Genomic DNA, 17,740 nt, shown 5'->3' on the forward strand with positions numbered 1-17,740 from the left:
CTGTGGGAGCTGGCTTGCCTGCGATAGCATCACCTCGGTGTACCTGACACACCGAGGTGATGCTATCGCAGGCAAGCCAGCTCCCACAGTTGTTTTGTGGGGCGTTTAAGATCCGCTTAGAAATCCAGACTCACCCCCACACTGACGCCTTGCTGGGTAAAACTGTCATCCTTCCTCACGTTATACGCCGCCCGTAGCGCCAGCTCCTGAGTCAGCTTGTGGCTGACCCCCAGACTCAATCGGTCCGAATTGCTGCGCGGCGTGTAGCCGTCCAGCTTGAAGTCGATCCCGGGCACGCTGTTGAGCGACATCTTTACCTTCTGGGTGTCGTTTTCGAACTCATGCTCGTGGGCCACTTCGCCAAACACTTGGGTTTGCGGCGTAATCCGGTAGCTGCCCTGCAGGCCGACGCCCAGGCGTTTGGAATCGCGTTGCTGGTCATCGAAGGTCAGCGCGGTGGAGCGGTTGCCCTTTTCCGAATAACCATCGACTTCGACCCGCGAATAGTCCGCGCTGATGAACGGTGACAAATGCCAATCGCTGCCGACGCCGGCAATGTCATAGCCCAAGCGGCCGCTCAAGGCCCAGAGCCAGCCGTCGGTGTCGCCTTTTTCGGCGCCTTCGCTGACGCCCAGGGCGAACTTGCGCTTGAGGCTGTCGAAGTCCAGCTTGCCGCCGGTCAGCGCCGCATCGGCCCACCAGTGGTTTTGCTGATATTGCGCGAAGGCGGTGCCCATGTAGCTGTTGAGCTTGTAGTCCGAATCGCGGGCGCCGGCTTCGAGTGTCTGGCGATACAAGCCGGCGGCCACGCCGACGCGCCAGTTTTCGTCGAGGCGATAGCTGCCGCCGACGTTCACGTTGTAGCCACTGCCGTCGCCGCTGGCCGAACTGCGTTGATCATCAAAGTCCAAATGCTGGCCACCACCGGCGACAATCGCGCGCCATTGGCCGACGGCCTGCCAGTTGCCATTGTCGGCTTGCCACTGGTTGCGCAGTTCATCCTGGTGGGCGCGCAAGGTGCCCTGGGCCATCTCTGGCAGCAAAGTCACTTCCCACGGCGCGGCGAGCAGTGAGTAGGCGTAGTCGGCGATCAACTGTTGCCCGGCGATGGTGGGGTGCACCGAGTCGTTATAGATCAGCTTGGTCGGGTCCGGGGTGGCGCCGCCAATGCCATACACCGGGTTGGCGGTGCAGCCGTTGCCGCTGAAGCAGGTGCCGGTTAGGTTTTGCCCGGTGGCCAGGCCAAAGCGCGCAGGGTTGGCGAAGGTTTCATTGAGCAGTAACGGGATGTTCAGCGGGATGACCTGGGCGTCGATCTGCGACAGGCGCTGCACCAGCGCCTGGTTGAAAATGCTGCTCAGGGCCGAGCTGGCGCCTTGCGCGGGCGTGCCGTTGATGGCGGGTGTCAAGCCCAGGTCGGGCAGCATCCACACCATGATGTAGCGCGCGCCGGCCTGTTGCAGGGCTTGGGCGCTGTCGGCCAGGCGCCCGCCGGCGGCCACGGCCTGGCCCGGGCTGAGGACGCGCCCTTGCAGAAAGTCATTGCCGCCACCGGATAGGAAATACAACGCGTTCGGGTCAGCCCGCCCGCCGTTGGCCGGCAGATAACCCTGACGGCTGCGCAGTACGGTGCCACCACCGGCGTTGCCGGGCGGGATCGCCGCATTGGAGACCGAGGTGATGGAATCGAGGATATTGTCGGTACGGTAGCCGCCGACCGCCCAGTTATTACCATCCGGCAAACCTTGGGCGGCACGTACCGGCGAGGTGGAGGCATTCAGGTCGTTGGGTGCCACGCCCAGCTTGCCCCCCAAAAGCGTAGATGACACCAGGCCATAATCGCCCTGGAATGTCGGCCCGGTGCGGTTGGTAAAGCGCAAGGTGGCGCCGGCCGAGCCATCGGGGAACTGGCCGGCGTCGGCCAGGCTGTCGCCGAACACGACCATGGTTGAGTAAGGTGAAGGTGCTGCAAACGCCTGCGCGCAGGCCAGTGACAGGAGGCAGCCGGCAAGGGGCGCAAAAAACGGTGGTCTGAGCATGCGAAATTCCATTTAGTTGTTTTTGTGTCGGAAGCGAAACACTAGCAATGTAGTGAGGGTTTTATTCGAAGAAAACAGTTTTTTCTTACAAATACTCGGTGGTGACCCCCGGAATCGCTGCTCCATATTGCACCGCTGGCGAGGCTACGTTACTGTGCCTGAACGTATGAATGAGACCCTCCCCGTGTTGATCATCAGCAAACTCTTGATGCGAGTAGTCAAGGCACACGCCCGTTGGCGTTGGCGCGCCTGACATTTTTCTCTGCCGGCTCGGCCGGACCTGTACCGATTTGCCTTCTTCACCCTTTGTTTGACGCCCCTTGCCGGCTCACCCCGGCAACCGGAACGTGCGTCTGGCAGCGGGACACTCTCTTGGAAGGCGGTCATTCGAAATCAGTGAATTCAAGAGGTTTGAACCCACATGTTGCTGATGATTGATAACTACGATTCCTTTACCTACAACGTTGTGCAGTACCTGGGCGAGCTGGGTGCCGAGGTTAAGGTGGTGCGCAACGACGAACTGACGGTCGCCGAAATCGCCGCCCTGAACCCGGAGCGCATCGTGGTTTCGCCTGGCCCGTGCACGCCGACCGAAGCGGGCATCTCCCTCGAAGCCATCCAGTATTTCGCCGGTAAATTGCCGATCCTGGGCGTGTGTCTGGGCCATCAGTCCATCGGCCAGGCGTTTGGTGGTGACGTGGTGCGTGCGCGCCAAGTGATGCATGGCAAAACCAGCCCGGTGTTCCATAAAGACCTCGGCGTATTCCACGGCCTCAACCTACCGGTGACAGTCACTCGCTACCACTCGCTGGTGGTCAAGCGTGAAACCCTGCCCGAGTGCCTGGAGCTGACCGCCTGGACTCAGTTGGAAGACGGCTCGGTCGACGAGATCATGGGCCTGCGTCACAAGACACTGAATATCGAAGGGGTGCAATTTCACCCCGAATCAATCCTGACCGAGCAGGGCTACGAGCTGTTCGCCAACTTTCTCAAGCAGAGCGGCGGCACGCGCTAAGGACTTTCCATGGATATCAAGACTGCCCTGAGCCGTATCGTCGGCCATCTGGACCTGAGCACCGCTGAAATGAGCGATGTGATGCGCGAGATCATGACCGGCCAATGCACCGACGCCCAGATCGGCGCGTTCATGATGGCGATGCGCATGAAGAGCGAAAGCATCGACGAAATCGTTGGCGCCGTGTCAGTGATGCGTGAGCTGGCCGACAAGGTTGAGCTCAAGACCCTCGATGGTGTGGTCGATGTGGTCGGCACCGGCGGCGACGGTGCGAATATTTTCAACGTGTCGACGGCTTCCTCCTTTGTGGTGGCGGCTGCCGGTTGCACGGTGGCCAAACACGGTAACCGTGCGGTGTCGGGCAAAAGCGGCAGCGCCGACTTGCTGGAGGCGGCCGGGATTTATCTGAACCTGACGCCGGTGCAAGTGGCGCGCTGCATCGACAGCGTGGGCATTGGTTTCATGTTTGCCCAGTCCCACCATGGCGCCATGAAGCATGCCGCCGGCCCACGCAAGGACCTTGGCCTGCGCACCCTGTTCAACATGCTCGGCCCGCTTACGAATCCGGCCGGCGTTAAACATCAGGTGGTCGGTGTGTTCAGTCAGGCGCTGTGCCGGCCATTGGCAGAAGTGTTGCAACGTCTTGGCAGCAAGCATGTGCTGGTGGTGCATTCCAAAGATGGTCTGGATGAATTCAGCCTGGCGGCACCGACCTTCGTGGCGGAGCTGAAGAATGACCAGGTCAGCGAATATTGGGTCGAGCCCGAAGATCTCGGCATGAAAAGCCAGAGTTTGCATGGCTTGTCGGTGGAAAGTCCGGCGGCCTCGCTGGAGTTGATCCGCGATGCCTTGGGGCGCCGCAAGACGGAAAACGGCCAGAAAGCTGCAGAAATGATTGTTCTGAATGCTGGCGCGGCACTTTACGCGGCGGACCACGCCTATAGTCTTAAGGAAGGTGTCGCCTTGGCCCACGATGCGTTGCACACCGGTCTGGCTCGCGAAAAGCTCGAAGAACTGGGAGCCTTTACCGCTGTGTTCAAAATGGAGAATGAAGGATGAGTGTCCCGACCGTTCTGGAAAAAATCCTCGCGCGCAAGGCTGAAGAGGTGGCCGAGCGCCGTGCCCGTGTGAGCCTGGCTGAGCTGGAGGGCTTGGCAAAAAGCGCCGACGCGCCGCGTGGTTTTGCCGATGCGCTGATCAAGCAGGCGAAGGAAAAGCAGCCTGCCGTGATTGCCGAGATCAAAAAAGCTTCGCCCAGCAAGGGCGTGATTCGCGAAGTTTTCATTCCTGAAGACATTGCCAAGAGCTATGAGAAGGGCGGCGCAACCTGCTTGTCCGTATTGACCGATATCGACTTCTTCCAGGGGGCCGACCTGTTCCTGCAACAAGCCCGCGCCGCGTGCAAGTTGCCGGTGATCCGCAAGGACTTCATGGTTGACCCGTACCAGATCGTCGAAGCCCGCGCCTTGGGCGCCGATTGCGTGCTGCTGATCGTCTCCGCGCTGGACGACGTGAAGATGGCCGAGCTGGCGGCCGTGGCCAAAAGCGTCGGCTTGGACGTACTGGTAGAAGTGCACGATGGCGATGAGCTCGAGCGCGCGCTGAAAACCCTCGACACGCCGTTGGTGGGGGTTAATAACCGTAACCTGCACACCTTTGAAGTCAGCCTGGAAAATACCCTCGACCTGTTGCCGCGTATTCCGCGTGATCGGTTGGTGATTACCGAGAGCGGCATCGTCAACCGCGCCGACGTAGAGCTGATGGAAATCAGCGGTGTGTTTTCGTTCCTGGTGGGTGAGACATTTATGCGCGCCGAGAACCCAGGTGCGGAATTGCAGCGTCTGTTCTTTCCGGAGCGTGGCGTGGCGGTGAGTGGTTCCACCCTCGACTGATTTGAAACACTGTCAAAAATGTGGAAGCGGGCTTGTGTGGGAGCTGGCTTGCCTGCGATACAGACACCTCGGTGTACCTGATGTACCGAGGTGTCTGTATCGCAGGCAAGCCAGCTCCCACATTTGATTTGTGTCTATTTAGAGAAGTAGGTGTCCGATGATCGAGCCGGTGTCGATGACAGTTGAAGCAGGGCTTGCCGCCGAGCAAGACTTGCTCGCGGCCGTTTGCGCCGGTGAACAGGAATTCGGGCTACTGTTCTGGCAGCCAAATGACCAGGCTTTGGTGATGCCGCGCCGTTTGAGCCGCTTGCCGGCTTTTGACGCGGCCAGCCAGGTTTCGGCTGCTGCCGGTTGGCCGGTGCTACTGCGCGAGACCGGCGGAGAGCCGGTGCCGCAGTCGGCCGCCACGGTCAATATCGCGCTGGTTTACGCGCCGCCACGCAGCGAAGGTGATCAAGGCCGCATCGAAACCGGTTATCAGCGTTTGTGCCAGCCGATCTGTGATTTGCTGATTGAGTTGGGCGGTGACGCTTCTGTTGGCGAAATCGACGGCGCCTTCTGCGACGGTCGCTATAACGTCAACCTCAACGGCCGCAAGATGGTCGGCACTGCCCAGCGCTGGCGACAAAGTGGCGGCCGCCCGGTAGGTTTGGTGCACGGTGCATTGTTGCTGGATAACGACCGCGATGAGCTGATTGCGGCGGTCAATCGCTTCAATGAGGCCTGCGGCCTCGACCAGCGGGTACGTGCCGACAGCCATATCGCGTTGCACGAAGCCTTTCCCGCACCGGATGCCATCACCCGACTGGACGCGTTGTACCGTCAGATGCTGGCCGGATTCCTGCCGGCTTAACGCGTACCGAACACCACCATCGTCTTGCCTTTGACGTGTACCAGGTTGCGCTCTTCCAAGTCCTTGAGCACACGACCGACCATTTCCCGTGAACACCCGACAATGCGTCCGATCTCCTGGCGCGTGACTTTGATCTGCATGCCGTCAGGGTGGGTCATGGCGTCGGGCTGTTTGCACAGTTCCAGCAGGCAACGGGCTACGCGGCCGGTGACATCAAAGAACGCCAGGTCACCCACTTTGCGCGTGGTGTCGCGCAAGCGCTGGGCAATCTGACCGCTTAAGGCGTAGAGAATGTCGGGATCATGTTGGGCCAGTTCGCGAAACTTGGCATAGCTGATCTCGGCGACTTCACACTCAACCTTGGCCCGCACCCAGGCACTGCGCTCCTGCTCTTTGCCCGCTTGTTCAAACAGCCCCAGCTCACCGAAGAAATCCCCGGTATTGAGGTACGCGATGATCATCTCGCGGCCGTCTTCATCTTCAATCAGGATGGTGACCGAGCCCTTGATAATGAAGAACAGCGTCTCGGAGCGTTCGCCTGCGCAAATGATGTTGTGCTTGGCCGGGTAACGCCGGCGCTGGCAATGCATCAACAATTTGTCGAGGTTCTTGATCTTGGGTGTGGGAGCAAGAGCAACCATGGTTGTATCCCGAAAAGACTGCACGGTGTGGTTGGAATTATTTTTATCCAGCGGTAATGGCATTGATACACGCTGTACAAAGGATGGCAATGCGCCATTGAATTGGCGCCAGCTTAACAGACACATTCTGCCTCGATTAAGGAATTTAGCGGGCAAACGTTGTCATTGATCGTTTTCATACCGGGCGCTGCGGGTTCAAGACCCTGTGCTAAGCTGGCGACCCTTTTTTAGCAGTGGAGTCTGGGCGATGAAGGCACGCATCCAATGGGCGGGCGAGGCCATGTTCCTCGGTGAGTCGGGCAGTGGCCATGTGGTAGTTATGGACGGCCCGCCGGACGCCGGTGGCCGTAACCTGGGTGTACGCCCGATGGAAATGCTCCTGCTCGGTGTTGGCGGTTGCAGCAATTTCGACGTGGTCAGCATCTTGAAGAAGTCCCGCCAGGCCGTCGAGAGCTGCGAAGCCTTCCTGGAAGCGGAGCGGGCCACTGAAGACCCCAAGGTGTTTACCAAGATCCACATGCATTTCGTGGTCAAGGGCCGGGCGTTGAAGGAAGCTCAGGTCAAGCGCGCCATCGAGCTGTCGGCCGAGAAGTATTGCTCTGCATCGATCATGCTTGGCGCGGCCGGTGTGGCCATCACCCATGATTACGAGATTATCGAGCTGGGTTGATTGCCAGTCGGCAATAGAAAAGGGCGCCTGTTGAGGGCGCCCTTTTTTGTGCGGCATTGTTTAAATTCGATAGGTGCTTTTGGTCATGACCTTGGCCAGTACGCTCATGCCGAACCTCACGGGCGCCGGGAAGCGGAAGCCGCCTGCATCCAGTGCGCTTTCTGCGTGGTGTTCTTCATCAATGCGCATCTGTTCAAGAATCGCCCGCGACTTTTCGTCTTCGGCCGGCAGTTGCTCCAGGTGTTCATCCAGGTGTTTGCACACCTGATGCTCGGTCGCAGCCACAAAACCGAGGCTGACCTTGTCGCTGATCAGGCCGGCAGCGGCGCCGATACCGAACGACAAACCATAAAACAGTGGGTTGAGCACGCTGGGATGGCTACCGAGCTGGCGAATGCGCTGCTCGCACCAGGCCAGGTGGTCGATTTCTTCTTCGGCCGCATGTTCCATCGCTGCGCGTACTTGCGGCAGCTTGGCGGTCAGCGCCTGGCCTTGGTACAGCGCCTGGGCACAGACTTCACCGGTGTGGTTGATGCGCATCAGGCCGGCGACGTGGCGGGTGTCGGTCTCGCTCATCTGCGCGTCGGGCTGCACGATGGCGGGCGAAGGCCGGTACGGTTGGCCGCTGAAGGGCAGCAGTGTGCGCATGGCCATGTCGGCTTGCAGCAACAGACGGTCAATCGGCGAGTAGTGACGTTGGGTAGTCATGCTGACCTCCGGGAAGAATCTCGGCGGCCAGTTTACCGCAAGAGAAGGCGATGCGTTTGCGCTGTGTCAATTTGCCCCTGTGGCGAGGGAGCTTGCTCCCGCCCGACGGCGTAGCCGTCGCAAACTCCCCGCAACAATCAGCCCGGCGGCCAGTTCATCTGGCGCTGACCCAGCACGTGCATATGGATGTGATAAACAGTCTGCCCGCCATCCTCGTTGCAGTTCATCACCACGCGAAAGCCCTTCTCGCAGCCTTGCTCTACGGCCAGCCGTTGAGCGGTGAACAGAATATGGCCAGCGAGGGCTTTGTCTTCTTCGGTGAGGTCGTTGAGGGTACGGATCGGCTTTTTCGGAATGACCAGAAAATGCACGGGTGCCATTGGGGCAATATCGTGGAAGGCGAGGACTTGGTCATCCTCATAGATGATCTTCGCAGGTATTTCTCTGTTGATGATCTTGGTGAACAGAGTATCCACAGCTGTTTCTCCATTATGAAAGTGCAGAACGAGTGTACCGAGGCCGTCAGCGCGGGCAATAGGCCTTGTTGATGGCGCCGGCAATCTTGCGGGTCAGCCAGCGTGGGCTCAAGCGCGGGCTGAAGGCCAGCCAGCGGTTGCGTCGCCCGGGAATAATGATGGCTTTGTTCTTTTCCAGCGCGCGCACGGTGTAGAGCGCCACTTCTTCCGGGCTCATCAGTTGACCGCTGCGGTCGAGCTTGGCGGTGTCCATTTGCGCGGTGCCGAAGAATGCCGTGCGCGTGGGGCCGGGACACAGCACCGAGACCTTGATACCGCAGGTCTTCAACTCTTCGCGCAAGCCTTCGGAGAAGTGCAGCACATACGCCTTGCTGGCGTAATAGCTGCTCATCCAGGGGCCGGGCTGGAAGGCTGCGACCGAGGCCACGTTGAGAATCTGCCCGCCGCCATGCAGCGCCATGGCGTTGCCTAGGGCGTGGCACATGCGGGTGAGGGCCAGGATGTTGACTTCGATCAGGTCCTGCTCGGTCATCCAGTCCTGGGCAAGGAACGGCCCGCTGGTGCCCATGCCGGCGCAGTTGACCAGCAGGTCGATCTGCCGCTCGCCTTCTTCAAGTTCCAGCAGGAACCCGGACAAACGCAGGGGTTCGCCCAGGTCGCAGGCACGAAACAGCACCTCGACGCCGAAACGCTGAGTCAATTCAATTGCAATGCTTTCCAACTGATCACGCTGGCGGGCCACCAGAATCAAGCTACGGCCGCGACGGGCCAGTGCTTCGGCCAAAGCCAGGCCGATGCCACTGGAGGCGCCGGTGATCAGAGCGTAACGGGTCATGCCTTTCTCCATCGCAACGCCGCCGAGCCTGTGACAGAGGCATCACAGGCGGCGGGGCGTTTCTTCACTGTTCTGGAGAGTCTACAGGTTCGGCTGCGTCCTCAGCACTTTGCACGCTTTCTTCTTCATCTACGGTGACGCTTTGATCGGTGGCGTCATCGGCGGTGATGGAGCTGCTTTCGTAGCTGCTGTCCATATTGGCTTCGAGTTGGTTCAGGTAGCCGTTCATGCCCAGCGTCACCACAATGGCGAGCATCACCGGAATAAACGCCAGCCACAGGGTCGCCAACACTTTGACTGCCGTGGAGTTGCGCGGCGGCGGCGGGCCATATTGGTTGGCGCCTGCATTGCCCGGCAATACCAGCAGCAAGATTGGGAAGATGCTGTTGACCACTGGCACAAGGTTGAGGAAGTACAGCCAGCCGGACCAGCCCAGGTCGTGCAGGCGTTGCACACCGATTTGCACGCTCACCCACACCAGTGCAACAAACAAGGCCAAGCCCAGCAGCACCCCGAGGATGGTGCCGGCAGTCGGCGAGGCGGTTGCCACGGCGAAGCTCGCGGTACTGATGATGCCACCGGCCACCAACAGCGCCAGGGTCAATACCAGCGTCCAGGCCAGATAACGCAAGCGGCCGATGCGACCGTGGATGGTGAACACTTTAAGGGTTGAGTATTCCTCGGTGTACTCACCCACGGCAGCACGCGGTGGTGCATAGGGCGAAGCCGCAGGGCGCGAGAAGTCTGCAGTGCTGGCGTCGGTTTCGTGGGTTTCGGCCAGGTTGAAGGTTACCGGCTGCTCGGCTTCGATACGGGCATCGACGCCGGCGTTTTTCAGCGCTGTAAGGTAGGTTTCGGCATCGGCACGGGAAAGGTCGCGCTTGAGTGCGACCGGGCGGCCGGTGAAAAGCTTTTCGATGGCTGCCACATCACTTTTGAACAGCTCGGCGAGGTTCAGCTTGGCGGTGGTGCTTTCGACACCCGGGAGCAGGGCTCCGTCAAACACAATCTTGAAACGGCTGTCGCTCATGCGGGCATCCTTGTCACTTGTTCAGGGAGGGGGTTTGCAGGCCTGCACACATGGGCAGGCCTGCTATTGAGTTTAACGGGGCCAGCGCAACTGCGCTGCCTTCTCGCGTGCCTTGCGGTATTCGGCATCCAGGCGGGCAATCAGTTCATCGACGCTGGGCAAATCATCAATCTGGCCGACACCTTGGCCGGCTGACCATACGGTTTTCCAGGCCTTGGCCTCATCGCTTAACGGCTTGAGCTTGGAGCCGAAGTTGACTTCGCCTTTGCCCTGCAGGGCGGCGAGGTCGAAACCGGCGTTTTCCAAACTCTGGCGCATGAAGCTTGCGGGTACGCCGGACACCGCAGGAGTGTGCACGATGTCGGCGGCGCGCGATGTGAGCAGCATCTCTTTATAAGCGTCCGGGGCGTGGCTTTCGGTGGTGCCGATAAAGCGCGTGCCGAAATACGCCAGGTCTGCGCCCAGCAGTTGGGCTGCGAGTATCTCATGACCATGGTTGAGGCAGCCGGCCAACAGCAGGGTTTTATCAAAGAACTGGCGAATCTCGGCGATCAGCGCGAACGGGCTCCAGGTACCGGCATGGCCACCGGCGCCCGCTGCCACGGCGATCAGGCCGTCAACACCGGCTTCTGCGGCTTTCTCGGCATGTCGGCGGGTGGTGACGTCGTGAAACACCAGGCCACCGTAGCAGTGGACCGCATCCACCAGCTCCTTGACCGCGCCCAGGCTGGTGATGACGATCGGCACCTTGTGCTCGACGCAGATCGCCAGGTCGGCCTCAAGCCTTGGGTTGCTGTTATGCACGATCAGGTTGACGGCATAGGGCGCGGGGTTGTCCAGCTGTGCCAGGCCCGCTTCGATTTCCTCCAGCCAGGCCTTGAAACCGCTGCTTTCGCGCTGGTTAAGTGCCGGGAAACTCCCAACCACGCCATTGCGACAGCACGCCAGCACGAGTTGCGGGTTGGAAATCAGAAACATCGGCGCAGCCACCACGGGTAGGCGCAGACGTTGTTCGAGCGAAGCGGGCAGTGACATTGGAGGTTCCCCGAGTAATTGAAATTAGAACGGTTTGACCACGACCAAAATTACGATAGCCAGCAATATCAGAACCGGCACTTCATTGAACCAGCGATAAAAGACATGGCTGCGGGTATTTTCGCCACGGGCGAAACGTTTTACTTGGGCGCCGCACATATGGTGGTAGCCGATCAGCAGCACCACCAGGGTAAGTTTGGCGTGGATCCAGGCACCGGATTGAAAAATGGCCGGGTTCAGGTAGATCAGCCAGCCGCCGAATATCAGGGTAGCGATCATTGCCGGCCCCATGATGCCGCGGTACAGCTTGCGCTCCATGACGCTGAAGCGTTCTTTGCTGACGGTGTCCTCACTTTGCGCGTGGTAGACGAACAGGCGTGGCAGGTAAAACAGCCCGGCAAACCAGCAGACGATACTGACGATATGGAAGGCTTTGATCCATAGATAGAGCATTTCTAGTTATTCCCAGGTTCACGGTAACTGAAGATAGTAGTGGCTCATGCGCCTGTACGTCACGTTGACGGTTGTCGCAGGACGATACGGCCCCTATTATCGACGGCTTTCCAGTGGGTTCGTTGAGGGCAGGTTTATGGTCAAGGTCGGTATCGTCGGCGGCACGGGTTACACCGGTGTCGAATTGCTGCGTCTGTTGGCTCAGCATCCGCAAGCTGAGGTGGTGGTCATCACTTCCCGATCCGAGGCCGGGTTGGCCGTGGCCGATATGTACCCGAACCTGCGAGGCCACTATGACGGCCTGGCGTTCAGCGTGCCGGACATCAAGACCCTGGGCGCGTGCGATGTGGTGTTCTTCGCCACGCCTCACGGGGTTGCGCATGCACTGGCCGGCGAATTGCTGGCGGCGGGTACCAAGGTCATCGACCTGTCAGCCGACTTCCGCTTGCAGGACGCCGATGAGTGGGCCAAGTGGTACGGCCAGCCACACGGCGCGCCTGAGTTGCTGGAGGAGGCGGTGTACGGTCTGCCGGAAGTCAATCGTGAGCAAATCAAGCAAGCACGCCTGATTGCCGTGCCAGGTTGCTATCCGACCGCAACGCAGCTGGGGTTCCTGCCGTTGCTGGAAGCGGGTCTGGCCGACACTTCGCGCTTGATCGCCGACTGCAAGTCGGGTGTGAGTGGCGCCGGCCGTGGTGCAGCTGTAGGTTCGCTGTACTCCGAGACGTCGGAAAGCATGAAGGCCTACGCGGTTAAAGGGCATCGTCACTTGCCGGAAATTCGCCAGGGGCTGCGCCGCGCGGCCGGTAAAGACGTGGGCCTGACCTTCGTGCCGCACCTGACGCCGATGATTCGTGGCATTCACTCCACGCTCTACGCCACTGTTGTCGACCGTTCGGTAGACCTGCAGGCGCTGTTCGAAAAGCGTTATGCCAATGAACCGTTCGTCGATGTGATGCCGGCCGGCAGCCACCCGGAAACCCGTAGCGTGCGCGGTGCGAACGTATGTCGCATTGCCGTGCACCGTCCACAGGATGGCGATTTGGTGGTGGTGTTGTCGGTAATCGATAACCTGGTCAAGGGCGCGTCGGGCCAGGCGGTGCAGAACCTGAACATCCTCTTCGGCCTGGACGAGAAGCTGGGCCTGTCCCACGCGGGCATGCTGCCTTAAGGCGGTTTAGCGGTTAAGCAAAAGGCCCGTTGATCGGGCCTTTTGTGTTTTTAATGGCGGCAGCGCAGATTGATATACCGTAACAATAGTTGACCGCTTTTCTAGGAGAAGCGGATAATGCTCGCCATTACGCATATGGCGGCGCTACGCCGGGAGATTATCAGCATGAGCGTTGAATCCTTCACCCCCACGGCTTTGCAATTCACCCACGGTGCTGCGCACAAGGTGAAGAGCCTGGTCGATGAAGAGGGTAATGATCGCTTGAAGCTGCGCGTATTCGTTACGGGCGGCGGTTGTTCAGGGTTTCAGTACGGTTTTACCTTTGATGAAGATGTGGCCGACGATGACACCATCGTCGAGCGCGAGGGCGTCAGCCTGGTCGTGGACCCGATGAGCTTCCAATACCTGGCGGGTGCCGAGGTGGATTATCAGGAAGGTCTGGAAGGGTCGCGTTTCGTGATCAAGAACCCTAATGCCACCACGACCTGTGGTTGCGGGTCTTCTTTCTCGATCTGATCAGTAGCCTGATCTTCAGCAAATAAAAAAACGCCGCTTGGCTTTGATAGGCCAAGCGGCGTTTTGCTGCCTGCAGGTTTACGCTGGGTAGATCGCGCCTAATACCCGAAGCCCACGCGCGCCAGTGACACTTGGGCGGTTGGCGGCGATGCCCTCAAGGCAGCAATGGGCCAGCCAGGCGAAGGCCATGGCTTCAACCCAATCGGGGTCCACGCCGTAAGTGGCGGTGCTGCTGACCTGAGTGGACGGCAACAACGCTGCCAAGCGCTTCATCAGCGTGGCGTTATGCGCACCGCCGCCACAGACCAGCAGGGTTTCGGTGTCGGTTTGTGCGGATTGCAGGGACTCGACGATGGTCAGCGCGGTCAGTTCAAGCAGGGTCGCTTGCACATTCTCTGCCTGAAACGCTGGCAATCTGGCCAGGTGGTGTTGCAGCCATCCCAGGTTGAATACTTCGCGGCCAGTGCTTTTCGGGCCTTTGGTCAGGAAGAACGGGTCGCTGAGCAGTGCGTTGAGGAGTGCAGGCTCGACCTGGCCACCGGCTGCCCATTGGCCATCGCGATCAAAGTGCTCGCCACGCTGATTGTGGATCCACGCATCCAGCAGCACGTTGCCCGGGCCGCAATCGAAGCCAGCTACGGGCTTGTCGGTCTCGATCAGGCTGAGATTGCTGAAGCCGCCGACATTCAGCACGGCGCGGTTGCCGGTACGTTCGCCGAACAAGGCTTCATGAAAGGCGGGCACCAAGGGGGCGCCTTGACCGCCGGCGGCCACATCGCGGCTGCGGAAATCACTGACGACGGTAATGCTCGTCAGCTCTGTGAGCAGGGCAGGGTTGCCGATTTGAACGGTAAAGCCTCGAGCGGGTTCATGGCGGATCGTCTGGCCGTGGCTGCCGATCGCGCGTATGTCCTGAGGCTTGAGGGCGTGTTGTTCCAGTAAGGCATGGATGCCTTTGGCCGCCAGTGTCACCCAGTGGTGCTGGGCGAGCGCCGAACGGGCGATCTCATCCGGGCCGCTGGCGCACAGGCTTAACAGCTCAGTGCGCAGATCGTCCGGCATGGGGATGTAGTGCGTGCCGATCAAGTTGATCGCCGGGTTCTGTTCGATCAGGGCGATATCCAGGCCATCAAGACTGGTCCCGGACATCACACCTATATAGAGCGCCATACCTTAGCGCTTCGCCGAGGCCAGCAGGGTGGAGCGCTCCTGGTCCATGCGTGCCATCAATGGCTGGCTTTGTTGCAGGAAGCGCGCGCGCTCGGCTTTGGCTATCGGGTCGGCCATTGGCAGCTTTTGGCCCAGTGGGTCGACGTGGACGCCGTTCACCTGGAACTCATAGTGCAAATGCGGGCCGGTGGACAGGCCGGTGGTGCCGATATAGCCGATAACCTGGCCCTGCTTCACGTTGCTGCCGGTCGAAACGCCTTTGGCGAACCCCTGCATGTGGCCATAGAGGGTACGGTAGGTATTGCCGTGCTGGATGATCACGGTATTGCCGTAGCCACCGCGGCGGCCGGCGAGCAACACTTTGCCATCACCGGCGGCCTTGATCGGCGTACCACGAGGGGCGGCATAGTCGACGCCTTTGTGGGCGCGGATCTTGTTGAGGATCGGGTGCTTGCGGCCCATGGAGAAGCGCGAACTGATGCGGGCAAAGTCCACCGGCGTGCGGATGAAGGCTTTGCGCATGCTGTTGCCATCGGCGGTGTAGTAGCTGGTGTTGCCTTGTTTGTTGGTGTAGCGCACTGCGGTGTAGGTCTTGCCACGGTTGGTAAACCGCGCAGATAGAATCGCACCGGTCCCGACGACTTTGCCGTTGGCGACTTTCTGCTCGTAAATCACGTCAAATTCGTCACCCTGACGGATGTCCTGAGCGAAGTCGATGTCGTAGCCAAACACGCTGGCCATGTCCATGGTCATGCTGTGGGACAAGCCGGCACGCGCAGCCGACTGTGACAGCGAACTGTTGATGACGCCATGCACGTAGGCGGAGCGCGTCACCGGCTTGGTGGTGATGCGGTTGAACGCGAAGCCTTTGGTGCCTTTAGTCAGGGCAATGCTTTCTAGGTCGCTGACAGTGCTATGCAGGCTTTTCAGCTGACCGTCGGCAGCCAATTCGAATTCAAGCTTCTGGCCATGTTTGAGCTGGGTGAATTGTTTGGCTTGTTTATCGCTGGCCAACACCTCATTAACCGTAGCAGCGGGCAGACCAACCTTTTCAAACAGCGTTGAAAGGGTGTCGCCTTTGGCGACGGTCACTTCGCGGTGCAGCGGATTTTTTGGAGTGACTGGCGCAGGCGGCTCTTGAGTCGCCTGCCGGGTGTCTTCCGGGGTGCTTTCTATCTGTGCAAATGGAGATTCTGTCGGTGCGTTTGTGGCTTGTTGTGCGTCGGAAGCGTCTTGATCTTGTGTCAGTTGTTCAACTGGACTTTCCAAGTCAAGGCTCAGGGATGTTCGTTTGGCTTCTACGTCACTGGAAGGGAATACCAGGAGTGCCAGGCTGAGAAGGGCGGCGATACCACTTGCGGCGAGCAGGTGGGTCTTCGGGTAAAGCGGCGGCGCTTTAGACGGTTCTGTGGTCATAGGTAATTTTGACTTTGAAGATGAAATGGAAAAGATGAATGACATGATGAAGATGAAATAACTGTATAAAATATAACCAAATCATCTGTGGCGCAAGCTCGCGAACGCTGGGCTTGCTGAACGGTGTCCGTGCGCGGGACAAAACTTGTAATTAGTCCCTGATCTTGTATGGTTGGTTCCCTTTTGAATCTGAGCCTTGCGGGTCTGTTATGAAGTCGGTTGAAGAGCAGCTAGCGCTGATAAAACGTGGTGCGGAAGAACTGTTGGTCGAGGCCGAGCTGATCGAAAAGCTCAAGCGTGGCCAACCCCTGCGTATTAAGGCTGGCTTCGATCCGACCGCGCCGGATCTGCACCTGGGTCATACCGTGCTTATTAATAAGCTGCGCCAGTTCCAGGAGCTGGGGCATCAAGTCATCTTCCTTATAGGTGACTTCACCGGGATGATCGGTGATCCGAGCGGCAAAAGCGCAACGCGTCCGCCGCTGACCCGTGAGCAGGTTCTCGATAATGCCGAGACCTACAAGACTCAAGTGTTCAAGATTCTTGATCCGGCCAAGACCGAGGTGGCGTTCAACTCCACCTGGATGGATCAGATGGGGCCGGCCGACTTCATTCGCCTGACTTCCCAATACACAGTGGCACGCATGCTTGAGCGTGATGACTTCGATAAGCGTTATTCCACCAATCAGCCGATCGCGATTCACGAGTTCCTCTACCCGCTGGTGCAGGGCTATGACTCGGTGGCATTGCGCGCGGACGTCGAGCTGGGCGGCACTGACCAGAAGTTCAACCTGCTGATGGGGCGCGAGCTGCAGCGTGCGTATGGGCAAGAAGCTCAGTGCATTCTGACCATGCCGTTGCTGGAAGGGTTGGATGGCGTCAAGAAGATGTCCAAGTCCCTGGGTAACTACGTCGGTATCCAGGAAGCGCCGGGTGTGATGTACGGCAAGCTTGTGTCGATTCCTGATGCGCTGATGTGGCGTTATTTCGAGCTGTTGAGCTTCCGCTCGATGGATGAGATCAATGCGTTGCGCGCTGAAGTCGAGGCGGGTGCGAACCCTCGTGACGTGAAGATCAAGTTGGCGGAAGAGATCGTCGCGCGCTTCCATGGTGAAGAGGCTGCGGCCAGTGCTCACCGCGCGGCCGGTAACCGCATGAAGGATGGCGAGCTGCCGGATGATCTGCCAGAGATCGAATTGGCTGCGTCTGAGGCGATGCCGATTGCTGCTGTACTTAATAAGGCGGGCCTGGTTAAGAACTCCGCGGTCGCGCGCGACCTGTTGGGTTCCGGTGGTGTGCGTATAGATGGTGAGGTTGTCGATCGCACCTTTATCTACGAGCTGGGCGCTACCCACGTTTGTCAGGCTGGAAAGAAGGCATTTGCGCGTATTACGCTCAAAGCCGAATAAAACTGAAATGAGGGATTGACGGCGTTTTATATCTGTCTATAATTCGCCCCACTTCCGGCGCAGTCGAAACGGAAAACTCCTTGGTAAACAATGAGTTACGAAGTTTCCGACAGCAAGTTGCTTCAGTTCATCGAAGCCAAAAGGAAGTTGAAAAAGAGGTGTTGACAGCAGCGTGTAACGCTGTAGAATTCGCCTCCCGCTAACGAGAGATCGTAAGCGCAAGTGGTTGAAGTTGTTGAAGAATTCTTCGAAAGCTTCTGAAAATAATCACTTGACAGCAAATGAGGCTGCTGTAGAATGCGCGCCTCGGTTGAGACGAAAGATCTTAACCAACCGCTCTTTAACAACTGAATCAAGCAATTCGTGTGGGTGCTTGTGGAGTCAGACTGATAGTCAACAAGATTATCAGCA

At 59.1% G+C, this 17,740-nt stretch carries 18 protein-coding genes; 8 read left to right on the plus strand and 10 right to left on the minus strand.

Annotation, left to right across the window (positions count from 1 at the left end; translation table 11 throughout):
* Window positions 1-116: 116 nt before the first annotated feature.
* Window positions 117-2,039 (minus strand): esterase EstP, encoded by a 1,923-nt coding sequence (estP, locus tag AOA62_RS29490; RefSeq protein WP_099550427.1) that lies wholly within the window; start codon window positions 2,037-2,039, stop codon window positions 117-119.
* Between the two features lie 421 nt (window positions 2,040-2,460).
* Here estP and AOA62_RS29495 point away from each other — a divergent pair, with 421 nt between their 5' ends.
* From AOA62_RS29495 to AOA62_RS29515, 4 genes are all read left to right on the plus strand, one after another.
* A complete protein-coding gene (locus tag AOA62_RS29495) occupies window positions 2,461-3,054 on the plus strand; it encodes an aminodeoxychorismate/anthranilate synthase component II (RefSeq protein ID WP_053258301.1) in 594 nt (197 codons plus the stop codon).
* A 9-nt stretch (window positions 3,055-3,063) separates the two neighbouring features.
* The gene (trpD, locus tag AOA62_RS29500) at window positions 3,064-4,113 is read left to right on the plus strand and encodes an anthranilate phosphoribosyltransferase (protein ID WP_099550428.1); all 1,050 of its coding nucleotides are present in this window, start codon (window positions 3,064-3,066) and stop codon (window positions 4,111-4,113) included.
* On the plus strand, window positions 4,110-4,946 hold the full coding sequence (trpC, locus tag AOA62_RS29505; RefSeq protein ID WP_099550429.1) for an indole-3-glycerol phosphate synthase TrpC: 837 nt from the start codon (window positions 4,110-4,112) through the stop codon (window positions 4,944-4,946). Before trpD ends, trpC begins: the two co-directional genes overlap by 4 nt.
* Window positions 4,947-5,103: 157 nt before the next feature.
* The gene (locus tag AOA62_RS29515; RefSeq protein WP_099550430.1) at window positions 5,104-5,799 is read left to right on the plus strand and encodes a lipoate--protein ligase family protein; all 696 of its coding nucleotides are present in this window, start codon (window positions 5,104-5,106) and stop codon (window positions 5,797-5,799) included.
* Here the strand turns inward: AOA62_RS29515 and crp are convergent.
* A complete protein-coding gene (crp, locus tag AOA62_RS29520) occupies window positions 5,796-6,440 on the minus strand; it encodes a cAMP-activated global transcriptional regulator CRP (protein ID WP_017138085.1) in 645 nt (214 codons plus the stop codon). The two genes, AOA62_RS29515 and crp, sit on opposite strands and share 4 nt — an antisense overlap.
* 247 nt (window positions 6,441-6,687) lie before the next feature.
* Between crp and AOA62_RS29525 the strand changes: the two genes are divergently transcribed.
* Window positions 6,688-7,110 carry an OsmC family protein gene (locus tag AOA62_RS29525; protein ID WP_017138086.1) on the plus strand — a complete coding sequence of 141 codons (423 nt, stop codon included), beginning with the start codon at window positions 6,688-6,690 and terminating at the stop codon, window positions 7,108-7,110.
* A 60-nt stretch (window positions 7,111-7,170) separates the two neighbouring features.
* Here AOA62_RS29525 and coq7 read toward each other — a convergent pair whose 3' ends face one another.
* The 6 genes from coq7 to hemJ form a co-directional block, all read right to left on the minus strand.
* Entirely contained in the window at window positions 7,171-7,818 is a 648-nt protein-coding gene (gene coq7 / locus AOA62_RS29530; protein WP_017138087.1) for a 2-polyprenyl-3-methyl-6-methoxy-1,4-benzoquinone monooxygenase, read from the minus strand.
* A gap of 137 nt (window positions 7,819-7,955) precedes the next feature.
* The gene (locus tag AOA62_RS29535; protein ID WP_003210943.1) at window positions 7,956-8,294 is read right to left on the minus strand and encodes a histidine triad nucleotide-binding protein; all 339 of its coding nucleotides are present in this window, start codon (window positions 8,292-8,294) and stop codon (window positions 7,956-7,958) included.
* 46 nt (window positions 8,295-8,340) lie between these two features.
* Entirely contained in the window at window positions 8,341-9,129 is a 789-nt protein-coding gene (locus AOA62_RS29540) for an SDR family oxidoreductase (RefSeq protein WP_017138088.1), read from the minus strand.
* Window positions 9,130-9,193: 64 nt separating this feature from the next.
* Window positions 9,194-10,159: a DUF805 domain-containing protein gene (locus tag AOA62_RS29545; RefSeq protein ID WP_099550431.1), complete on the minus strand. Its 966-nt coding sequence runs from the start codon at window positions 10,157-10,159 to the stop codon at window positions 9,194-9,196.
* A gap of 72 nt (window positions 10,160-10,231) precedes the next feature.
* Complete coding sequence (locus tag AOA62_RS29550; protein ID WP_099550432.1) at window positions 10,232-11,194, minus strand: nitronate monooxygenase family protein; 963 nt, start codon at window positions 11,192-11,194, stop codon at window positions 10,232-10,234.
* Window positions 11,195-11,218: 24 nt separating this feature from the next.
* Window positions 11,219-11,647, minus strand: coding sequence for a protoporphyrinogen oxidase HemJ (hemJ, locus tag AOA62_RS29555; protein ID WP_017138091.1), 429 nt, complete (start codon window positions 11,645-11,647; stop codon window positions 11,219-11,221).
* A 136-nt stretch (window positions 11,648-11,783) separates the two neighbouring features.
* On the opposite strand from hemJ, the gene argC reads away from it, so the two are divergent.
* Together argC and erpA are read left to right on the plus strand one after the other, a co-directional pair.
* Entirely contained in the window at window positions 11,784-12,818 is a 1,035-nt protein-coding gene (gene argC, locus AOA62_RS29560; protein WP_017138092.1) for an N-acetyl-gamma-glutamyl-phosphate reductase, read from the plus strand.
* Window positions 12,819-12,983: 165 nt separating this feature from the next.
* A complete protein-coding gene (gene erpA / locus AOA62_RS29565; RefSeq protein WP_003176443.1) occupies window positions 12,984-13,334 on the plus strand; it encodes an iron-sulfur cluster insertion protein ErpA in 351 nt (116 codons plus the stop codon).
* A 78-nt stretch (window positions 13,335-13,412) separates the two neighbouring features.
* Here erpA and AOA62_RS29570 read toward each other — a convergent pair whose 3' ends face one another.
* Both AOA62_RS29570 and AOA62_RS29575 read right to left on the minus strand, forming a co-directional pair.
* Window positions 13,413-14,504, minus strand: coding sequence for an anhydro-N-acetylmuramic acid kinase (locus AOA62_RS29570; protein WP_099550433.1), 1,092 nt, complete (start codon window positions 14,502-14,504; stop codon window positions 13,413-13,415).
* A 3-nt stretch (window positions 14,505-14,507) separates the two neighbouring features.
* On the minus strand, window positions 14,508-15,920 hold the full coding sequence (locus tag AOA62_RS29575; RefSeq protein ID WP_099550434.1) for a peptidoglycan DD-metalloendopeptidase family protein: 1,413 nt from the start codon (window positions 15,918-15,920) through the stop codon (window positions 14,508-14,510).
* A 209-nt stretch (window positions 15,921-16,129) separates the two neighbouring features.
* Here AOA62_RS29575 and tyrS point away from each other — a divergent pair, with 209 nt between their 5' ends.
* A complete protein-coding gene (tyrS, locus tag AOA62_RS29580; RefSeq protein ID WP_017138096.1) occupies window positions 16,130-17,329 on the plus strand; it encodes a tyrosine--tRNA ligase in 1,200 nt (399 codons plus the stop codon).
* The last annotated feature ends 411 nt before the right edge of the window (window positions 17,330-17,740 follow it).

Origin of the sequence: Pseudomonas sp. 2995-3 (genome assembly GCF_002742565.1) — a bacterium.
Classification (GTDB): Bacteria; Pseudomonadota; Gammaproteobacteria; order Pseudomonadales; family Pseudomonadaceae; genus Aquipseudomonas; species Aquipseudomonas edaphica.

Excerpts from the sequence above, each read along its gene's own strand:
- erpA (WP_003176443.1), top strand. The coding sequence starts at position 12,984 with ATGAGCGTTGAATCCTTCACCCCCACGGCTTTGCAATTCACCCACGGT.
- AOA62_RS29550 (WP_099550432.1), bottom strand. The coding sequence starts at position 11,194 with ATGTCACTGCCCGCTTCGCTCGAACAACGTCTGCGCCTACCCGTGGTG.
- trpD (WP_099550428.1), top strand. The coding sequence starts at position 3,064 with ATGGATATCAAGACTGCCCTGAGCCGTATCGTCGGCCATCTGGACCTG.
- AOA62_RS29545 (WP_099550431.1), bottom strand. The coding sequence starts at position 10,159 with ATGAGCGACAGCCGTTTCAAGATTGTGTTTGACGGAGCCCTGCTCCCG.
- estP (WP_099550427.1), bottom strand. The coding sequence starts at position 2,039 with ATGCTCAGACCACCGTTTTTTGCGCCCCTTGCCGGCTGCCTCCTGTCA.
- AOA62_RS29570 (WP_099550433.1), bottom strand. The coding sequence starts at position 14,504 with ATGGCGCTCTATATAGGTGTGATGTCCGGGACCAGTCTTGATGGCCTG.
- AOA62_RS29540 (WP_017138088.1), bottom strand. The coding sequence starts at position 9,129 with ATGACCCGTTACGCTCTGATCACCGGCGCCTCCAGTGGCATCGGCCTG.
- crp (WP_017138085.1), bottom strand. The coding sequence starts at position 6,440 with ATGGTTGCTCTTGCTCCCACACCCAAGATCAAGAACCTCGACAAATTG.
- AOA62_RS29525 (WP_017138086.1), top strand. The coding sequence starts at position 6,688 with ATGAAGGCACGCATCCAATGGGCGGGCGAGGCCATGTTCCTCGGTGAG.
- coq7 (WP_017138087.1), bottom strand. The coding sequence starts at position 7,818 with ATGACTACCCAACGTCACTACTCGCCGATTGACCGTCTGTTGCTGCAA.
- argC (WP_017138092.1), top strand. The coding sequence starts at position 11,784 with ATGGTCAAGGTCGGTATCGTCGGCGGCACGGGTTACACCGGTGTCGAA.
- hemJ (WP_017138091.1), bottom strand. The coding sequence starts at position 11,647 with ATGCTCTATCTATGGATCAAAGCCTTCCATATCGTCAGTATCGTCTGC.
- AOA62_RS29575 (WP_099550434.1), bottom strand. The coding sequence starts at position 15,920 with ATGACCACAGAACCGTCTAAAGCGCCGCCGCTTTACCCGAAGACCCAC.
- tyrS (WP_017138096.1), top strand. The coding sequence starts at position 16,130 with ATGAAGTCGGTTGAAGAGCAGCTAGCGCTGATAAAACGTGGTGCGGAA.
- AOA62_RS29495 (WP_053258301.1), top strand. The coding sequence starts at position 2,461 with ATGTTGCTGATGATTGATAACTACGATTCCTTTACCTACAACGTTGTG.
- AOA62_RS29515 (WP_099550430.1), top strand. The coding sequence starts at position 5,104 with ATGATCGAGCCGGTGTCGATGACAGTTGAAGCAGGGCTTGCCGCCGAG.
- trpC (WP_099550429.1), top strand. The coding sequence starts at position 4,110 with ATGAGTGTCCCGACCGTTCTGGAAAAAATCCTCGCGCGCAAGGCTGAA.